Here is a 15,746-nt window from a genome sequence, read left to right on the forward strand (position 1 = left end):
GAGGGGGTGGTATTGACTATTTAATGCACTTATGGTATATTTTTACTAATAAATGTTAGTGAAGAATTTTTTAGTAAGAGGTGAGAGTATGGCAGGAACAAAAACACTTGCAACAAACAGAAAAGCAAGACATGAATATTTCATAGAAGAAACATATGAATGTGGAATAGAATTAAAAGGTACAGAAGTAAAATCTATAAGAGCAGGTAAGGTAAACTTAACTGATGGATTTGCATCTGTAGATAACAGTGAAGTATTTTTAAAACAAGTTCATATAAGCCCATACGAACAAGGAAATAGATTCAATGTAGATCCTCTTAGAGTTAGAAAGTTATTACTTCACAAGCATGAAATAAGAAAGCTTATAGGAGCAACTACTGTTAAGGGGTATTCATTAATACCTTTAAGTATGTACCTTAAACATGGTAAGGTTAAGATAGAATTAGCCCTAGCAAAAGGTAAAAAGCTATATGACAAGCGTCAAGACTTAGCTAAAAAAGATGCTCAAAGAAATATAGAAAGAGAATTAAGAGGAAAATATTAATAGTAGTTACAAATACTATTTTAAATTCCATTAGATAACATTGCTTTTTATTTTAAAAAGTATTATATTATATATATCAACAACACAACTTAATATAAATGGTGAAAACAAGGTTTGCGAAAGTAAAGTCCAAGGACTATAAAATACCACGGGGGCGTAAAGGTTTCGACGTGGGTTTGGAACTTGGGGTTGCGTGTCGTGTTACTCTGGGTCACGTAAAAACTGGGGAATTTAAAATAAACGCAAACGATAATTACGCTTTAGCAGCATAGTGCTGCTAGTCCCGCCTCGCCCTCCTGCCGGCTAGGCCTGGACTTCATTTATGCAGGGAACTACTCTCGGGGTGTCTCGACCGAAAGTGGACTAATTGGGACTGGTCAAGCATATAGCCTGCCACTGGGCGATATGTGAGACGAGATTCTAGTACAGTTGGCTACACACGTAGAAGCAACGAGGAAAGGACTTGCGGACAGGGGTTCGACTCCCCTCGTCTCCACCATTGAAATCCACGAAAAACATATTGATATAATAGTCAATATGTTTTTTTATAATTCAAAAAAGTATCTATGATGAATTTAAAATACGTCAAATTCTTTATAAAAACTGATAAAGTATTAAAATAGTTCAATGATTCATGAGATAGATTGGTTTAAAATCAGTTATTGTAAGTGAATTTAAGTATCATACTAAAATAGTAGGTTATTCATTTTAGAAACCAATGGCTACAGATTTAAGTATAAAAATTTTAGATAAGCCTGTCGGTACAATTGACAGGCGAGGTCTTGATATTTCAATTAGACTTAATTATGCATTTTAGTAAAGAGGCACTAATGTAAATTAAAATGGTTTACTAAGAGAATTTTATTATAAAAAAGTTAACTTTGCCATAATAACTCAATATGATATTGATGTAATTGTAAGTATAATAAATAATAGACATCGCAGTGTCTTGGATATAAAACCTTGCCGAGGTCTTTGATACAACATAAATATAAACTGTTGTACTTGCATTGAAAATTATAATTTAAAAGTTTATGATATTTTTTTAGTTTCAATTACATTATTATCTTTATTCATTTTTACTATCGAACTAGTAGAATATAATAATCCTGCATAAGCTATTACAGCATAGATTATTGTAGATATCCATGCATTTGTAAAGCCAGACTTATCAACTATAAATCCAAATACTGTAGAACCTGAACCAAATCCAACCGCAAAGAATATTTGTACAATACCTAATATAGTACCAAATTCTTTGTTACCAAATAGAGCACTAGTCATATAAGATGGTCCTATTATATATGAAAACATAGATATGCCTAGACAAACTGCAAATACAAATCCAAGTGCATTTATCTTACCAATAAATATTAAAGATAAACCACAAATTATAACTAATAATTCCGCTAGTATAAGAGATTTTGTTATACCAAATTTATCAAACAGAACGCCACCACAAAGGTTTCCAAATATTGAAAACAGTCCAAATAGAGAGGCAACTAATGCTGATCCTAAAGTTAATACTTTAGCTTGTTCTAATATTTGTAGGTATGGTATAAATTGTAATGCCATTCCACCAACATATAATCCTACAAATACAAATGATATTGCGAAAATCCAGAAGTATTTAATTTTGCTAACTTCTGCAAAAGTATATCCCCAGTTAGAGCTTTGTGAAGAAGTTTTTTTAGATTTCTTTGATTTATTCATTTCTAATTCAGATTTTGACTTTGGTAATCTCATTACAAATAATGCTACTGGTAATGCTACTATTATAGCTAATAATCCGAATCTTAAATAAGCACCTTTATAGCCAATTGATGGATTAGATAGCCATTTACCTGCAAATTGTTGAAGAATCATATTACCAAGTCCTCCACCAGAGAATGCAAGACCCATTGCAATTCCCTTATTTTCTGTAAACCAACTATTTATAAGTGTAGGAACTCCTATAGCTGATATTATAGCTGAACCTATTTGAACTAATATAGATAGCGCATAATAAGCGAATATATTTCCTTTAGCTAAAGACATCGATGCAAATCCAACACCTACTAAAATAATACCTATTACATATAGCAATTTTATATTTGCTTTAGGAGTGGAATATAATTTTCCGATGAAAGGAGAGCATAATGCAGATACGATAGTACCAATTGTGAATATTAGTGAAAATTGAGTATAAGTAAATCCCTCTCCTGAAGTTACATAACTTGTAAATGCAGGTTGAATATTAGCTGCTAATGAGTATGGAACTGCTTGGATAAGCATACAACCTACAACTATTAACCAGCCATAAAAAAATGTGCTTTTTTGTTTTGTTTGTTCCATGATGAATACCTTCTTTACTTTTATATTTAGAAAAGTTTAATAAGCTTATTAAACTTTTTATCTAATCTGTTGTTATAGTTATTTAACTTTCACAACAGGTTAGATTATACTTATAATAATATTCCAATCAAAGTTATTGCAGAGAAAATTTGTAATAACCCTATAAATAATCCATACAGAGATACTGATTTTCCTTGCTTAATTAAATCTTTTACATTAACCCTTAATCCGATAGCAGCTAAAGCAATTATTTCAAATTTATTGCTTATTTCTTTGCAAAGAATTGAAACATCATTGCTTATTATATTTAAAGAGAATAAGGCACAAGTTATAAAGAAGCCTATTACATACCATGGAACCTTTATTTTTCCTTTTTCCATATCTTGTACTTCTTCTTCTATAATTTCTTTATTTGATTTATGTTTTAAATGACCTAATACGAAAACAACAACAACTAAAAATATTATACGTACAATTTTAAATATTGTAGATAAATCTTTTACATGTTCATTTACCATTGCTCCACTAGCGACAACTTGTCCTACAGATTGTAATATACCTCCGACCATGGCAGATGTTTGAGTAATCTCATTATTATATAAGAATTGAGATATTATAGGTAATAAGAACATAAGGACTATACCAGTTACGTTAACAATAGTTATTGATATTCCTTTTTCCTTATCATCAGCTCCAATTACAGGTGATGTTGCTGCTATTGCAGAAGATCCACATACTGCATTACCACTTGCCATCATATATCTGAAGTTGTCTGAAAAACCTAATTTTTTCCCAATATATAAAGCTCCTATTATTGTAATTGCCATTTGTAATACTATAAATATTACTCCAGAAAATCCAATTTCAGATATAGTAGATATACTTAATGTTGCACCTAATAACACTATTGAGTATGACAACAAATCAGTTTCTGAAAACTTATATCCCTTTTGAAATATATTATGATTTAAAAATACATTACCTACAAACATACCTAAGAATATAGCAATAGATGCTGCTCCAAGCTTTGGAACAAATTTTGCAATAAGTATACTTAAATATGCTACTAATATAGAAACTATAAATCCAGGTAATATACCTTTTATATTTTTTATAAAATTATTATTTAATTTTTTCATTATAGTACTCCTTTTATTATGATATAAATTTAATTTTAAATTCATATTTACAATTTGTTAAATATGTTTTTTTTATAATAAATATAAGTATTTACCTATATATCGCATATAAGTATTTAGTTATATGTGATATAAAATTTACGTATTTAACAAATTAAATAAAAATATTTATAATAAAGTTATGAAATTTAGCAAAGAAAAGGAAAGTGAGAGGATTATGAAAAACGAACAAAATAATAAGAGAAGATACTTAATAGTATTTATTTGTATGTTAATTCAAGCAATACCATATTGCATATCTCAAAATTTACAAAGTCAGATGCAAACACCAGTATCTCAATCAGGTGTAGTATCTGAGGTAGGATTTACATTACTATATTTATCAGGAACAATTCCGGCATTATTCAATCCAATAATAGCTAAAGTATATGATAAATTCAAAATTAAATATATATATGTAGCAGGTTTAATAATATCAGGTATAGCATTCGCATCATATGGAATGGCTCAAAATGCAATAATGTTTAATGGAAGTGCATTTTTTACACAAGTAGGAACAATATTATTTACAGGTTTATCATTACCAATAATGATGAGTCATTGGTTCCCAGGCGAAGGTAAAGGGACAGCATTAGGAATAGCATTAGCAGGTGGATCATTAGGTAATGTATTTTTACAACCAATAACTGTTAAGTTATTAGCTAACGTTGGATGGAGAGGAACATATATGGCATTAGGGGCAGCTATGATAATAATAGGTGTGCCACTAGCATTATTATTCATAAGATATCCAAGACAAGAAGAAGTCGTAATAGAAACATCATCTAATAAGTCAAATGCGAAACCAGCAAGAGCAAAATTTGATGGTTTATCAGACAAAGAAAATGATAAAAATCCAATATTCTGGACTTTCTGTGTAGGGTGTGCATTAATATGTTTTGCAGTTGTTGCAGTATCGACACAAGCAATACCAGTATTAGGACGAAAAGGATTTGAAGCAGGGAAATTAGGAATCGCAGGATCAATATTTGGAGTATCATGTTTAATAGGTAACGTAGTAGGTGGTAAATTATTCGATAAACTAGGATCATTTATTCCGATGGTTTTATCAGGAATATCTACAGTAATAGCATTATTAATAATGGCATTTATGCCAGATGGAAGTGCAATAGGATTTTTAGTACCTATATGTTCAGGATTAACTGTATATACAATAACATCAGCACCAGCATTTATGCCAGCAGATGTATTTGGACAAAAAGATGGAACAATGAAATTAGCAAAAGTAGGTATGTTCTATGCATTAGGTAGTTCAATATCAGCATTATTATTCACAACTATATCAAACAAGTTAGGATTAACTGGCTCATGTATGTTATTTATAGTTGTTGGTGTAGTAGGATTTGGATTAAATTTATTTGCTCAAATAAAATCAAAAAAAATGTTCGCACAAAACTAATGATTGATAAACCTATAAAATATAGATTATTAATAATTTAAAATTTTATAGATGGTCTAAAATAGCTTATTTGATTAATATTAATTTGGGGATATTTTGAATACTTAATGCAATAATAGCAATTGCTATATCAGTATTAAGTATTCAATATGCAACATATTTTACAGGAAGAGTTTGGAATGAGTTCAATATTAGTTGGGACATTAGGTTCAGTATTTACTCTACTTTGTTTAATAGGAAGTGTAACTGGAGGAGCTTTATTTGATAAAATAGGTACATTAAAAACAATGTCTATATCATTAGTACTTTCAATTGTAGCTGTAATAGGATTAATGATATTTACTACTTACATCAATAAAAAAGTCAAAGATTAAAATAAAAATTAGCATAAAGTATATATTTACTTTAAGAAATAAATTAAATATGGATTAGGAGTGAATAAAATGAGAAAAATATACTTCAATGGAGACATTATAACAGTTAATGATAAAGAGCCTATAGTAGATGCTGTTTTAGTTGAAAATGGGAAAATAATAAAAACAGGATCAAAAGAAGAAATACTAAAATTAAAAAATGAAGATACAGAACTAGTAGATTTAGATGGTAAAACCATGTTACCAGGTTTCATAGATTCTCATAGTCATATTATTGCAGTAGCTCAGACTTTAATGATAGTAAATTTAAGTGATGCAAATTCTAAAGAAGAATTTATAGCAATATTAAAAGATTATGTTAAAAATAATCCACCTAAAAATGGAGAGTGGATAATAGGATTTGGTTATGATAACACAAGATATGAAAATGAAGAACATCCAACTAAATTTGATTTAGATTTGGTAAGTAAAGAGATACCAATATTTATAAGTCATGCGTCAGGTCATATTGCAACTACAAACTCAAAGGCGCTAGAAGCTTTTGGATATGTAGGAACAAACTATGAAGTACCAGAAGGTGGAGTTGTTAGAACTGTAGGAGAATCAAATGAGCCAAATGGAATATTAGAAGAAAATGCTTGTTTATCTCCTGAAAAGAGAAAGGTAATTCCTACACCATCTGTAGATACACTTTTAAGCTGTATAAAGAAAGCGCAACAAATATATTCATCTTATGGATTAACAACAGCTCAGGATGCAAGTATAGATGAAAATTTAAATCAACTTTTAAATTTAGCAGCTCAAAAAAATGAATTAATAATTGATATTGTTGGTCAAGCTGTTCAACATACAACATTAAAATTATTAAAGAATGAAGGAACACCAAAGAGAAAATACTATAATCATTATAAGTTACTAGGTGGAAAAACTTGGCTTGATGGCTCACCACAAGGAAAAACAGCTTGGTTAACTAAGCCGTACTATGAAGTTCCAGAAGGGGAATCTAAAGATTACTGTGGGTATGCAACTCAAGAAGATAAAGATGTAATAGAATATTTTAAATCTTTAATTGAGAATAATATACAGGTAAATGTCCATTGTAATGGTGATGCGGCATCAGATCAATTTATAAGATGTTATAAAAAAGCTTTAGAGATGACAGATAATAAAACTGATTTAAGACCAGTAATGGTACATGCTCAAACAGTTAGAGAAGATCAATTAGATGATATGAAGGAACTTGGTATAATACCTACATTCTTTTTAGATCATATATGGTTCTGGGGAGATTATCATTATGAATCAGTATTTGGACCAGAAAGAGCTAATAGACTTAGTCCAGCAAAATCTGCATTAAGAAGAAATATAAACTTTACATTACATCAAGATTCGCCAGTAAAGATGCCAAATCAAATACTAGCAATGCATAATGCGGTTAATAGACAAACTCAAAGCGGTAGGATATTAGGAGCTGATCAAAGATTATCTACTATGGAAGCAATAAAAGCTTTAACAATAAATGCAGCATATCAGTATTTTGAAGAAGATGAAAAAGGATCTATAGAAGAAGGTAAAGTTGCAGATTTTGTAATACTTGATAGAAATCCTTTAGATGTAAATTCATCTGAGATTAAAGAAATAAAAGTATTAGAGACAATAAAAGAAGGTAATACAATATATAAAAAATAGTAAAATTAAGAAAGAGGTGAAACTTTATTTTCACCTCTTTTTGCTAGATATAGTAATATAGATATGAGGAGGATATACTTATGAATATTAGAAAATTAGAGATTTTTTATAAAACAGCTAAGTGTTTAAATATGAGTCAAGTAGCAAAGGATATGTATATTAGTCAACCATCAATAAGTCAATGTATATCTGAAATTGAGTCAGAAATTGATACAAAATTATTTGATAGAATAGGTAAAAAACTGTACTTGACACATGAAGGTAAAATTTTTTATGAATATACAAGGAGAATATTAAATATTTATGAAGAAGGAATAAATGTAGTACGTTCATCTAAATCTAATAAAGGAAAATTAGTTATTGGTGCAAGTACAACTATAGGTACATATATAATGCCCTATATAATACATAAATTTAATAAAAAAGAAAAAGATATTGAAATATCTATGATTATAGATAATAAGCATAATATAGAAGAACTTATATTGAATAACAAAGTAGACATTGCATTTATAGAAGGCACAGTAAATTCAAAAGAGATAATATTAAAAGATATATGGACAGATGAGCTTGTATTTATAAGTTCAATAAATCATGAATGGAATGGAAAAAAATACTTAGACATAGAGGATTTAAAAAATAATAAATTTATTATAAGAGAAGATGGCAGTGGAACAAGAGAACGATTTGAAGGTTTTTTAGAAAATAATGATATTAAATTTAATTCATATATAGAATTAAGTAATTTAGAGGCTATTTTAAATTATGTTAAATTAAATATAGGAGTAAGTTGTGTACCTTATATGTCTGTTTTATCTGAAGAAAATTCAAAATCAATAAATGTATATAGGATAAAAGATCATAAGATTAATAGATCTTTATATAGTGCTATACACAAAGATAAGTATATTTCTAAACCTATAGAATGTTTTATGAAGTTTTGTGAAAAAACAGATATTTTAAATAATAAATAATCATATATGAAAAACTATAATTGGCATATTAATTATTTTACTACAATTTATTACATAATAATCGTGGGTATTATTCTTGTGATTCGTTTCCACCATTGAAATCCACGAATACCTATATCCAAAAGGATATAGGTATTTTTATTTTAAGATAATAATATAACAAAAGAAATTTAAAAATCAATTAATATTAACAATAAAGAAAGCATAGCTCCAGATAAACCAACTTGAGTGTACCAAGGTATTAATTGTGTGTTTAAAAAAGAAATCTGATAAATAGAATACTCCATAGAATATAAGAAGTATAAAAATAATTTTACCGACGCGTTTGGTTTTATCAAGATTACATTGTTTAGAATTTTGCGATTTAGAACTATCATATGCTCTAACTTCACCGTTTTTATCGATGAATATATCACCATGTGAGGTATTCCAAGCACAAGAACTAGCACTTAAATTTATTGAATTTTCCTTAAGGTTTTCTTTTTTAAAAGGGTATATATTTATGTTCTTAGAAAACTCTTCAATTATATCTATTTTACTAAGCATTAATCCTCATTTAATTTATGGATTAAAATTATGTATATATTATCACAAATATTTTAGTTTAATTTGTATAAATTACATAATTATTTGTGATTAAAAAAAGCGAAAATGATATTGATTATCTATATCAAATGCTATATAATGTATTAAAAATAAACGATAATGATGAATAAAAATAATTAATTGGATGCTCATGAATATTTAAGAAAATAAATAATAGTTATAAGACATAATAGAAAGGAGACAGCTATGGAACATATTTTTATTAATTAACAGATTAGACTATAGATATAGCAATGAAATATAATTATGAGGATTTAATGATAATGAGTATCGATATCTACAAATTGAAATATAAGACATGATAGAAAGGAGACAGCTATGAAATATATTTTTATTAATCCAGTTGTAGATAATATGTATATAAAAGAAGATCTAGATAAATTATTACTTAACAATGGTTACTCAAGGGTAGAAGTTGAAAATGATTGGCATAAGGTTGTAAAAGAAAAGTATAATGAAGCTCTTAAATCAACAGAAAAGGCACTTTTAGATCGAAGGTGTCCTTTAGCTATTGATACAATTAATGAATATATAAATGAGCAGGATGTTTTTATTCCTAAAATTGATCCAATTCTAATACATTGTGGTATAGAAATTGCAAATAGAGAGGATCTAAAAGGAAAGAAAAAGGTAATTACTACGCCATGTAAAAGTCTAGCTTCATATGGAAACAAAAAGGGTTTAGAAGATACAGTATTTATAAGCTGGAAAGAATTTATAAAGAAATTAAATTTATATGAAAAAATTCAAGTAAAACTACTTGATGAGAGTCCTATTCCACTGGGTTATTTTAATTCATTAGAAGCTAAAATTAGTAGTATCTCAGGAGAAGAAAATATAGAAGCGTATTTTAAAAATAACCTACATAAGGAAAGCGACTTGGTTGAGATGCTTTATTGTAAGGATGGATGCAACAATGGAGATGGAGTATTAATAAATGAATAAGAATAAAGTTATAAAAACATCAATTTCTATAATAATTTTGGTTTTAATATGGAGTATAGTTACTAAAATGGATATAGTTAGTTCTTATATTTTACCATCTCCATCAAAGGTATTAGACAGCTTATTAAAAATGATTAAATCAGGAGAAATCTTTGAAGATATTTACATAAGTTACATAAGAGTTTTAAAAGGATTTTTCATAGCAACTTTATTAGCTTTTTTATTAGCAATGGTGAGAGTTATTTTACCAAAATTTAATGATTACTATGAAAATATAGTTCAATTTTTAAAGAATGTACCACCATTAAGTTTAATATCATTATTAATTTTATGGTTTGGTATAGGAGAAACAACTAAGATTGGGATAATAGTTTTAACTGCGTTTTTCCCAATATACCTAAATACGGTAAAGGGATTTGTAAGTTGTGATAAAAAACTGTTAGAAGTTGGAGAAATTTATGGATATTCAAAAGTAAATAGCTTTTTTAAGATAAGAATTCCATATGCTATGTCAGATATATTAGTTGGAATGAGAATAGGACTAGGTTATAGTTGGAGAGCTATAATAAGTGCAGAAATGATTGCTGCGTCAACTGGTCTAGGTCATATGATTTTATTTGCTCAGCAAATGTCTAGAACAGATAAAGTTATAGTCGGTATTTTAGTAATAGGTGTAGTTGGTTATATAACTGATAGATTGTTTGCACTTATAATCGATAAGGCTTTGAAAGGATCAGAAGAAAATGGATGGGATTAAATTAGTAAATGTAAGTAAGTTCTATACTGTTGAAAAAGAAAGTATAAAAGTTCTAAATGGAATTGATTTAAATATACCAGCAAATAAGATAACTGTAATCTTAGGTCGAAGTGGATGTGGAAAGACTACTTTATTGAGACTTGTATCAGGTTTAGAAGAATTTGATCAAGGAGAGATATTAGGTACTAATTCAAAAAGAAAGGCATATGTATTCCAAGAGGATAGATTAATGCCATGGCTAGATGTAAAAAAGAATATAACATTTGGTATACATAATAAAAATATAGATAATAGAAAAATTGATAGGATTATTGAAACTGTAGGTCTTAAAAAATTCTATAGTGCATATCCAAGACAATTATCAGGTGGAATGAAACAAAGAGTCTCGATTGCAAGAGCATTTGCATATGATCCAGACTTTATAATGATGGATGAGCCTTTTTCGGCATTAGACTTTTTTACAAGAGAGCAAATGCAAAATGAATTATTAAAGATTCACCAAACATCAAAATGCTCAATTTTATTTGTAACTCATAGTATAGATGAGGCACTTATCCTTGGAGATAAAATAGTAATTTTAGAAAAAGGTGTTATTAAATCTCAATATGAAATTAAAGAAAAAAGTAGCACAAGAGACTTATTAGATGATAAGTTTGTTAAATTAAAAAAACAAATAATTGATGATTTAAAAGTTATTTAATTAAAGATATATAAGTAATGGAGGATAAATTTATGAAATTAAGTAAGTCAATAAAAATAAAATTAACATCGGTACTTGCAACTGGTGTATTAATGATATCAATGGTTGGATGTACAACAACAAAAGAAGCAAGTTTAGATAAGTTAGTAATAACACATGTAACTTCACCTTTAAATGTACCAAGTATAATACAAAAAAATAAAAATGTTTTTGCTAATGAGTTCAGTGAAAATGGTAAAGATATAGCTATTGAGTATGCTGAAATAACATCGGGGGCTGATCAAACTCAAGCATTAGCATCAGGAGATGTTGATATATTATACGCTGTTGGAGGAACTTCTGTAGTTTCAGCAGCAGCAAATGGTGCAGATATAAAAATATTAAATATGTACAGTAGATCACCAGAAGCATTCTGTATGTATTCGCTTGATGAAAACATAAAATCAGCACAAGATTTAAAAGGTAAAACTATAGCAGGACCAGTTGGAACTAACTTACACCAACTATTAATAGCATACCTTGAAAAAGCTGGAATGACTATAGATGATGTTAACTATGTGAATATGTCTATAGCTGATGCAAAAGCAGCTTTAGATGGAAAAAGTGTTGATGCAGCATTAGTTGCAGGACCTACTGCATATAAAGCAGAACAACAGGGATATAACTTAGTTACTAATGGAAAAGGATTAACAGATGCAGTAATAGCAGTTGCAGTTAGAGAAGATTTCTATAATGAGCACAAAGAAGAAGTTGAATTATTCATGAAAGCTCAAGAAAACGTAAATAAATACATGAATGAAAACTACGATGAAACTATGGAAATAGTTTCTAAAGAACTTGATTTAGATAAATCAGCAGTTGAAGAAATGTATAAACAATATGATTTCAGTATAGAAACTACAGATGCAGACCGTAAAGCATTTCAAAATGTAGCAGACTTTATGTTAAAAACTGGAATGATAGAAGAAGAAGTTAAGACAAATGAACTTTTTATAAAATAGTAGGTGAATATAAATGATACAAGAAAAAGTTATAGTAAAAGATCAAAATGATATTATAGAGATAACTTACGATGATATATTAAAATATCATGGTAGAGAAATGATAGGTGGAGCAGCTTTAGCATTTAAAATAATGCTTATGACTTTTCCTAAACTTTCTGATGAAATACCGCAAAGAGGAAAGTTTAGTTTTTATAGTGGAATAGGGAAAAATGGAAAAGGTATAATAGATGCAGCAGAAATGGTTATGCGTGTAAAAACTTATGGAAATTTAGAACTAGATATTGATTATTCTAATGATAAGATGGGACAAGAAGCACCAGGTGGTGGAAGATATTATTTTGAAATAGGATATGATGATAAACTAGTTAAATTGTACTTAAAAGAGGGGGTTATACCTAGTGAATTTATAAATTATTCAAAATTATCACATAAGTGCAAAACAGAAAATATTTCTATGAGAGTAGAAGATCAAGAAAAATTATTATCATTGAGAAAAGAACTAGCTATCAAAATTATGGCATCTGACCCAGAAGACCTATTTGTAATAATAAAATAAAAATCAGTAGCATAATAAATAATATTACATTAAATTAACTTGTGTATTCTAGGTTAAAAATTAATCGTGGGTATTATTCCTGTGATTCGTCTCCACCATTGAAATCCACGAAAAGGTATTGGCTAAATAGCCAATATCTTTTTTTATGGAAAATAATATTATATTTATACTAGACTTAATAATATATACATTTACAAAATAATTAATGGAATATGCTATAATAGCTTTGTATTAGACTAAAATGATTTTATTGATAAATTTATAAACAATATTTATGTTGCATAGGGGAGATGGCATGAAGAATCGAATTTTAATTATAGAGGACGATAATGAAATATCTAATATGATTGCAGATTATCTTGGTAAAAATGGATATGAAACGCATATAGCTAAAGATGGAATAAGAGGGATTAAATATGTGATAGAAAAGAAGCCTGACTTAATTATCTTAGATATTATGTTGCCATATAAAAGTGGTGATGAGATTTTAAGAGAAGTGAGGGAATTTTCCGATATTCCAATAATAGTAGTATCAGCAAAAGAAAATGTACAGTTTAAAGTTGATTTATTTAAAATAGGAGTAGATGATTATGTAGTCAAGACATTTGATTTATTAGAACTTCTAGCAAGGATCGAAACAAATTTAAGACGCTACTTAAAACTTACAAGTCAACAAACACTTTATAAACACAAAAACATAACACTAAACTATGATTTAAAGGAAGTCTTTGTTGATAATAATGTTGTCAAACTTACATCTAAGGAGTTTGAGATTTTATACTTATTTATAAAATATCCAAACAAAGTATTTTCTAAGAAAAATATATACGAAACAGTGTGGAAAGACTCATATGCATATGATGATGATACGATAAACACTCATATAAGTAATATAAGAAAGAAAATTGATAGTGAACTAATCGAAACTGTTTGGAAAATGGGATATAAGTTAAAGTGATTATTTTAGAATTTCTTTAGAATTTAATTTAGAAATTCTTATATTCTAAAATATATCATATAAGGCAGAGGAGATGATAAATATGTCAGAGATAATTTGCCAAACAGTAAACTTATCAAAAAAATATAAAGATAATATAGTACTTGATAACGTAAATATCAACATTAAAAGAGGCGACATTTATGGTCTTATAGGGGAAAATGGAGCAGGTAAGACTACATTAATAAAAATAATCGCTCAGTTAATAAACCAAACAGAAGGGAAAGTAAAGCTATTTGGAACAACTGATAAAAATCAATTGTGCAAATTACAAAAAAATATTGGGTATACAATTGAAAATCCAGCACTGTACATGGACATGACAGCAAGAAAAAACCTAGAAGTAATACGTATGCAAAAAGGAATACCTGGAACATACGATATTGAGAGGGTATTAAAACTTGTAAACCTAGATATTAATGATAAAAATAAGGTAAAAAACTTTTCTCTAGGAATGAAACAAAGATTAGCATTAGCTATGGCATTGTTAGATGAGCCAGAATTATTAATTTTAGATGAGCCTTTAAATGGACTAGATCCTACAGGAATTTTAGAATTAAGGCAATTGTTAATAAGATTAAACTTAGAAAAGGGAATTACAATAGTTTTATCTAGTCATATTTTTAGTGAACTATATAAGCTATCAACATGTTATGGAATTATGCACAAAGGAAAGTTAATAGAAGAGATATCGTCTAAGGAATTAGATGAAAGATGTAAAAAACATATATATCTAAATGTTTCAGATAGCAAAATTGCATCTATTATTTTAGAAAAGGAACTAGGTATAAATGATTTTATTGTTTGTAATAACAATATTATAAAAATATATAGCCACCTTGATGAATGTTCAAAAATCAATTCAACTTTAATATTAAATAAAGTCTTAGTCGAAGAGATTAGTATTAAAGGAGATAGTTTAGAATCATATTTTGCAAAAATAATTGGAGGTGGGGCTAATGTATAATATTTTAAAAGCAGAAATATATAAATTAAAATACAGTAAAGAACTTATGATATGTTTGATAGGACTATTAATACTAGCTATCATAAATACTTACTACGGTTCAGTAGAATTTGGTGCGAAAGGTGCATTAGTCCATCCAAGTAGAGAAATAATTGGAATAATGGCTTGTAGTTTATTTGCGGCTACATATGTAGGAAAAGATTTAGTATCAAAAACTATTAATCACACACTAACATCAGGACATGAGAGAAGTAAAGTTTTTCTAAGTAAGTATTTGTGTTATTTGATTGGTTGTGTGATTATTTTACTTGCAAACTATGCATTTATAGGAAGTACATATGGCTTATTTTACGGATGGGGACAAGTATTTAATAGCAGTGAGTTATATTTTTTAATTGTATATGTAGTAGTTGGGATATTTTTTAATATATGCATTTCTTCAGTTTCATTTTTTATTTGTATACTTGTAAAAAACTCAAGTGTATCAATTGCCTTATGTGGAGGAACTGTAGGATTGATACTAGCACTAACTCAGTTACCTTGGAACACTATTACTTATTATGTTGCAAATAAAGATTATTCTTTAGGAATGATGCCACTTATCTTTGCAATAAGTTTTGGATTAGGTACGGGTATTTTATATTTAATTTTCAATTATTGTTTTAACAAACAAGATATTTAATATGAGAGGATGGATTATG

16 protein-coding genes and 1 other RNA gene are annotated in these 15,746 nt (G+C 28.1%); 14 read left to right on the plus strand and 3 right to left on the minus strand.

Translation table 11 applies throughout. From position 1 onward, the window contains the following. Window positions 1–88 precede the first annotated feature (88 nt). Together smpB and ssrA are read left to right on the plus strand one after the other, a co-directional pair. Window positions 89–544, plus strand: coding sequence for an SsrA-binding protein SmpB (gene smpB, locus I2H23_RS08405; protein ID WP_092922583.1), 456 nt, complete (start codon window positions 89–91; stop codon window positions 542–544). A gap of 150 nt (window positions 545–694) precedes the next feature. Then, window positions 695–1,043: a transfer-messenger RNA gene (gene ssrA, locus I2H23_RS08410) on the plus strand. Window positions 1,044–1,576: 533 nt separating this feature from the next. Here ssrA and I2H23_RS08415 read toward each other — a convergent pair. Continuing rightward, the gene (locus I2H23_RS08415) at window positions 1,577–2,878 is read right to left on the minus strand and encodes a conjugated bile salt MFS transporter (protein ID WP_195581481.1); all 1,302 of its coding nucleotides are present in this window, start codon (window positions 2,876–2,878) and stop codon (window positions 1,577–1,579) included. 110 nt (window positions 2,879–2,988) lie between these two features. Beyond that, complete coding sequence (locus I2H23_RS08420; protein ID WP_195581482.1) at window positions 2,989–4,017, minus strand: YeiH family protein; 1,029 nt, start codon at window positions 4,015–4,017, stop codon at window positions 2,989–2,991. A 217-nt stretch (window positions 4,018–4,234) separates the two neighbouring features. On the opposite strand from I2H23_RS08420, the gene I2H23_RS08425 reads away from it, so the two are divergent. The 4 genes from I2H23_RS08425 to I2H23_RS08440 all read left to right on the plus strand — a co-directional run bounded on the left by I2H23_RS08425 (window position 4,235) and on the right by I2H23_RS08440 (window position 8,513). Next, on the plus strand, window positions 4,235–5,476 hold the full coding sequence (locus I2H23_RS08425) for an MFS transporter (protein ID WP_166504744.1): 1,242 nt from the start codon (window positions 4,235–4,237) through the stop codon (window positions 5,474–5,476). Between the two features lie 179 nt (window positions 5,477–5,655). Continuing rightward, on the plus strand, window positions 5,656–5,850 hold the full coding sequence (locus I2H23_RS15240; RefSeq protein WP_207741715.1) for a hypothetical protein: 195 nt from the start codon (window positions 5,656–5,658) through the stop codon (window positions 5,848–5,850). Window positions 5,851–5,919: 69 nt separating this feature from the next. Next, entirely contained in the window at window positions 5,920–7,539 is a 1,620-nt protein-coding gene (locus I2H23_RS08435) for an amidohydrolase (protein ID WP_195581483.1), read from the plus strand. 80 nt (window positions 7,540–7,619) lie between these two features. Beyond that, a complete protein-coding gene (locus I2H23_RS08440; RefSeq protein WP_195581484.1) occupies window positions 7,620–8,513 on the plus strand; it encodes a LysR family transcriptional regulator in 894 nt (297 codons plus the stop codon). Between the two features lie 177 nt (window positions 8,514–8,690). Here I2H23_RS08440 and I2H23_RS08445 read toward each other — a convergent pair whose 3' ends face one another. After that, window positions 8,691–9,059, minus strand: a complete 369-nt coding sequence (locus I2H23_RS08445) for a hypothetical protein (protein ID WP_092922609.1) — start codon at window positions 9,057–9,059, stop codon at window positions 8,691–8,693. Window positions 9,060–9,437: 378 nt separating this feature from the next. On the opposite strand from I2H23_RS08445, the gene I2H23_RS08450 reads away from it, so the two are divergent. The 8 genes from I2H23_RS08450 (at window position 9,438) to I2H23_RS08485 (ending at window position 15,727) form a co-directional block, all read left to right on the plus strand. After that, window positions 9,438–10,064, plus strand: coding sequence for a hypothetical protein (locus I2H23_RS08450; protein WP_166504748.1), 627 nt, complete (start codon window positions 9,438–9,440; stop codon window positions 10,062–10,064). Beyond that, window positions 10,057–10,821 (plus strand): ABC transporter permease, encoded by a 765-nt coding sequence (locus I2H23_RS08455; RefSeq protein WP_092922615.1) that lies wholly within the window; start codon window positions 10,057–10,059, stop codon window positions 10,819–10,821. The genes I2H23_RS08450 and I2H23_RS08455 overlap by 8 nt, the downstream gene beginning before the upstream one ends. Beyond that, complete coding sequence (locus tag I2H23_RS08460) at window positions 10,808–11,521, plus strand: ABC transporter ATP-binding protein (RefSeq protein WP_195581485.1); 714 nt, start codon at window positions 10,808–10,810, stop codon at window positions 11,519–11,521. The genes I2H23_RS08455 and I2H23_RS08460 overlap by 14 nt, the downstream gene beginning before the upstream one ends. A 32-nt stretch (window positions 11,522–11,553) precedes the next feature. Next, window positions 11,554–12,522: an ABC transporter substrate-binding protein gene (locus tag I2H23_RS08465; protein ID WP_092922621.1), complete on the plus strand. Its 969-nt coding sequence runs from the start codon at window positions 11,554–11,556 to the stop codon at window positions 12,520–12,522. A gap of 13 nt (window positions 12,523–12,535) precedes the next feature. After that, window positions 12,536–13,081: a hypothetical protein gene (locus I2H23_RS08470; protein ID WP_092922624.1), complete on the plus strand. Its 546-nt coding sequence runs from the start codon at window positions 12,536–12,538 to the stop codon at window positions 13,079–13,081. Between the two features lie 295 nt (window positions 13,082–13,376). Further along, window positions 13,377–14,039, plus strand: coding sequence for a response regulator transcription factor (locus tag I2H23_RS08475; protein ID WP_195581486.1), 663 nt, complete (start codon window positions 13,377–13,379; stop codon window positions 14,037–14,039). An 82-nt stretch (window positions 14,040–14,121) separates the two neighbouring features. Next, a complete protein-coding gene (locus I2H23_RS08480) occupies window positions 14,122–15,045 on the plus strand; it encodes an ATP-binding cassette domain-containing protein (protein WP_195581487.1) in 924 nt (307 codons plus the stop codon). Next, window positions 15,038–15,727: an ABC transporter permease subunit gene (locus tag I2H23_RS08485; protein WP_195238004.1), complete on the plus strand. Its 690-nt coding sequence runs from the start codon at window positions 15,038–15,040 to the stop codon at window positions 15,725–15,727. The genes I2H23_RS08480 and I2H23_RS08485 overlap by 8 nt, the downstream gene beginning before the upstream one ends. The last annotated feature ends 19 nt before the right edge of the window (window positions 15,728–15,746 follow it).

The organism is Romboutsia sp. BSD2780061687b_171204_C1 (genome assembly GCF_015560225.1).
In the GTDB taxonomy this organism is placed as follows: domain Bacteria; phylum Bacillota; class Clostridia; order Peptostreptococcales; family Peptostreptococcaceae; genus Romboutsia_C; species Romboutsia_C hominis.

Excerpts from the sequence above, each read along its gene's own strand:
- smpB (WP_092922583.1), top strand. The coding sequence starts at position 89 with ATGGCAGGAACAAAAACACTTGCAACAAACAGAAAAGCAAGACATGAA.
- I2H23_RS08415 (WP_195581481.1), bottom strand. The coding sequence starts at position 2,878 with ATGGAACAAACAAAACAAAAAAGCACATTTTTTTATGGCTGGTTAATA.
- I2H23_RS08420 (WP_195581482.1), bottom strand. The coding sequence starts at position 4,017 with ATGAAAAAATTAAATAATAATTTTATAAAAAATATAAAAGGTATATTA.
- I2H23_RS08425 (WP_166504744.1), top strand. The coding sequence starts at position 4,235 with ATGAAAAACGAACAAAATAATAAGAGAAGATACTTAATAGTATTTATT.
- I2H23_RS15240 (WP_207741715.1), top strand. The coding sequence starts at position 5,656 with ATGAGTTCAATATTAGTTGGGACATTAGGTTCAGTATTTACTCTACTT.
- I2H23_RS08435 (WP_195581483.1), top strand. The coding sequence starts at position 5,920 with ATGAGAAAAATATACTTCAATGGAGACATTATAACAGTTAATGATAAA.
- I2H23_RS08440 (WP_195581484.1), top strand. The coding sequence starts at position 7,620 with ATGAATATTAGAAAATTAGAGATTTTTTATAAAACAGCTAAGTGTTTA.
- I2H23_RS08445 (WP_092922609.1), bottom strand. The coding sequence starts at position 9,059 with ATGCTTAGTAAAATAGATATAATTGAAGAGTTTTCTAAGAACATAAAT.
- I2H23_RS08450 (WP_166504748.1), top strand. The coding sequence starts at position 9,438 with ATGAAATATATTTTTATTAATCCAGTTGTAGATAATATGTATATAAAA.
- I2H23_RS08455 (WP_092922615.1), top strand. The coding sequence starts at position 10,057 with ATGAATAAGAATAAAGTTATAAAAACATCAATTTCTATAATAATTTTG.
- I2H23_RS08460 (WP_195581485.1), top strand. The coding sequence starts at position 10,808 with ATGGATGGGATTAAATTAGTAAATGTAAGTAAGTTCTATACTGTTGAA.
- I2H23_RS08465 (WP_092922621.1), top strand. The coding sequence starts at position 11,554 with ATGAAATTAAGTAAGTCAATAAAAATAAAATTAACATCGGTACTTGCA.
- I2H23_RS08470 (WP_092922624.1), top strand. The coding sequence starts at position 12,536 with ATGATACAAGAAAAAGTTATAGTAAAAGATCAAAATGATATTATAGAG.
- I2H23_RS08475 (WP_195581486.1), top strand. The coding sequence starts at position 13,377 with ATGAAGAATCGAATTTTAATTATAGAGGACGATAATGAAATATCTAAT.
- I2H23_RS08480 (WP_195581487.1), top strand. The coding sequence starts at position 14,122 with ATGTCAGAGATAATTTGCCAAACAGTAAACTTATCAAAAAAATATAAA.
- I2H23_RS08485 (WP_195238004.1), top strand. The coding sequence starts at position 15,038 with ATGTATAATATTTTAAAAGCAGAAATATATAAATTAAAATACAGTAAA.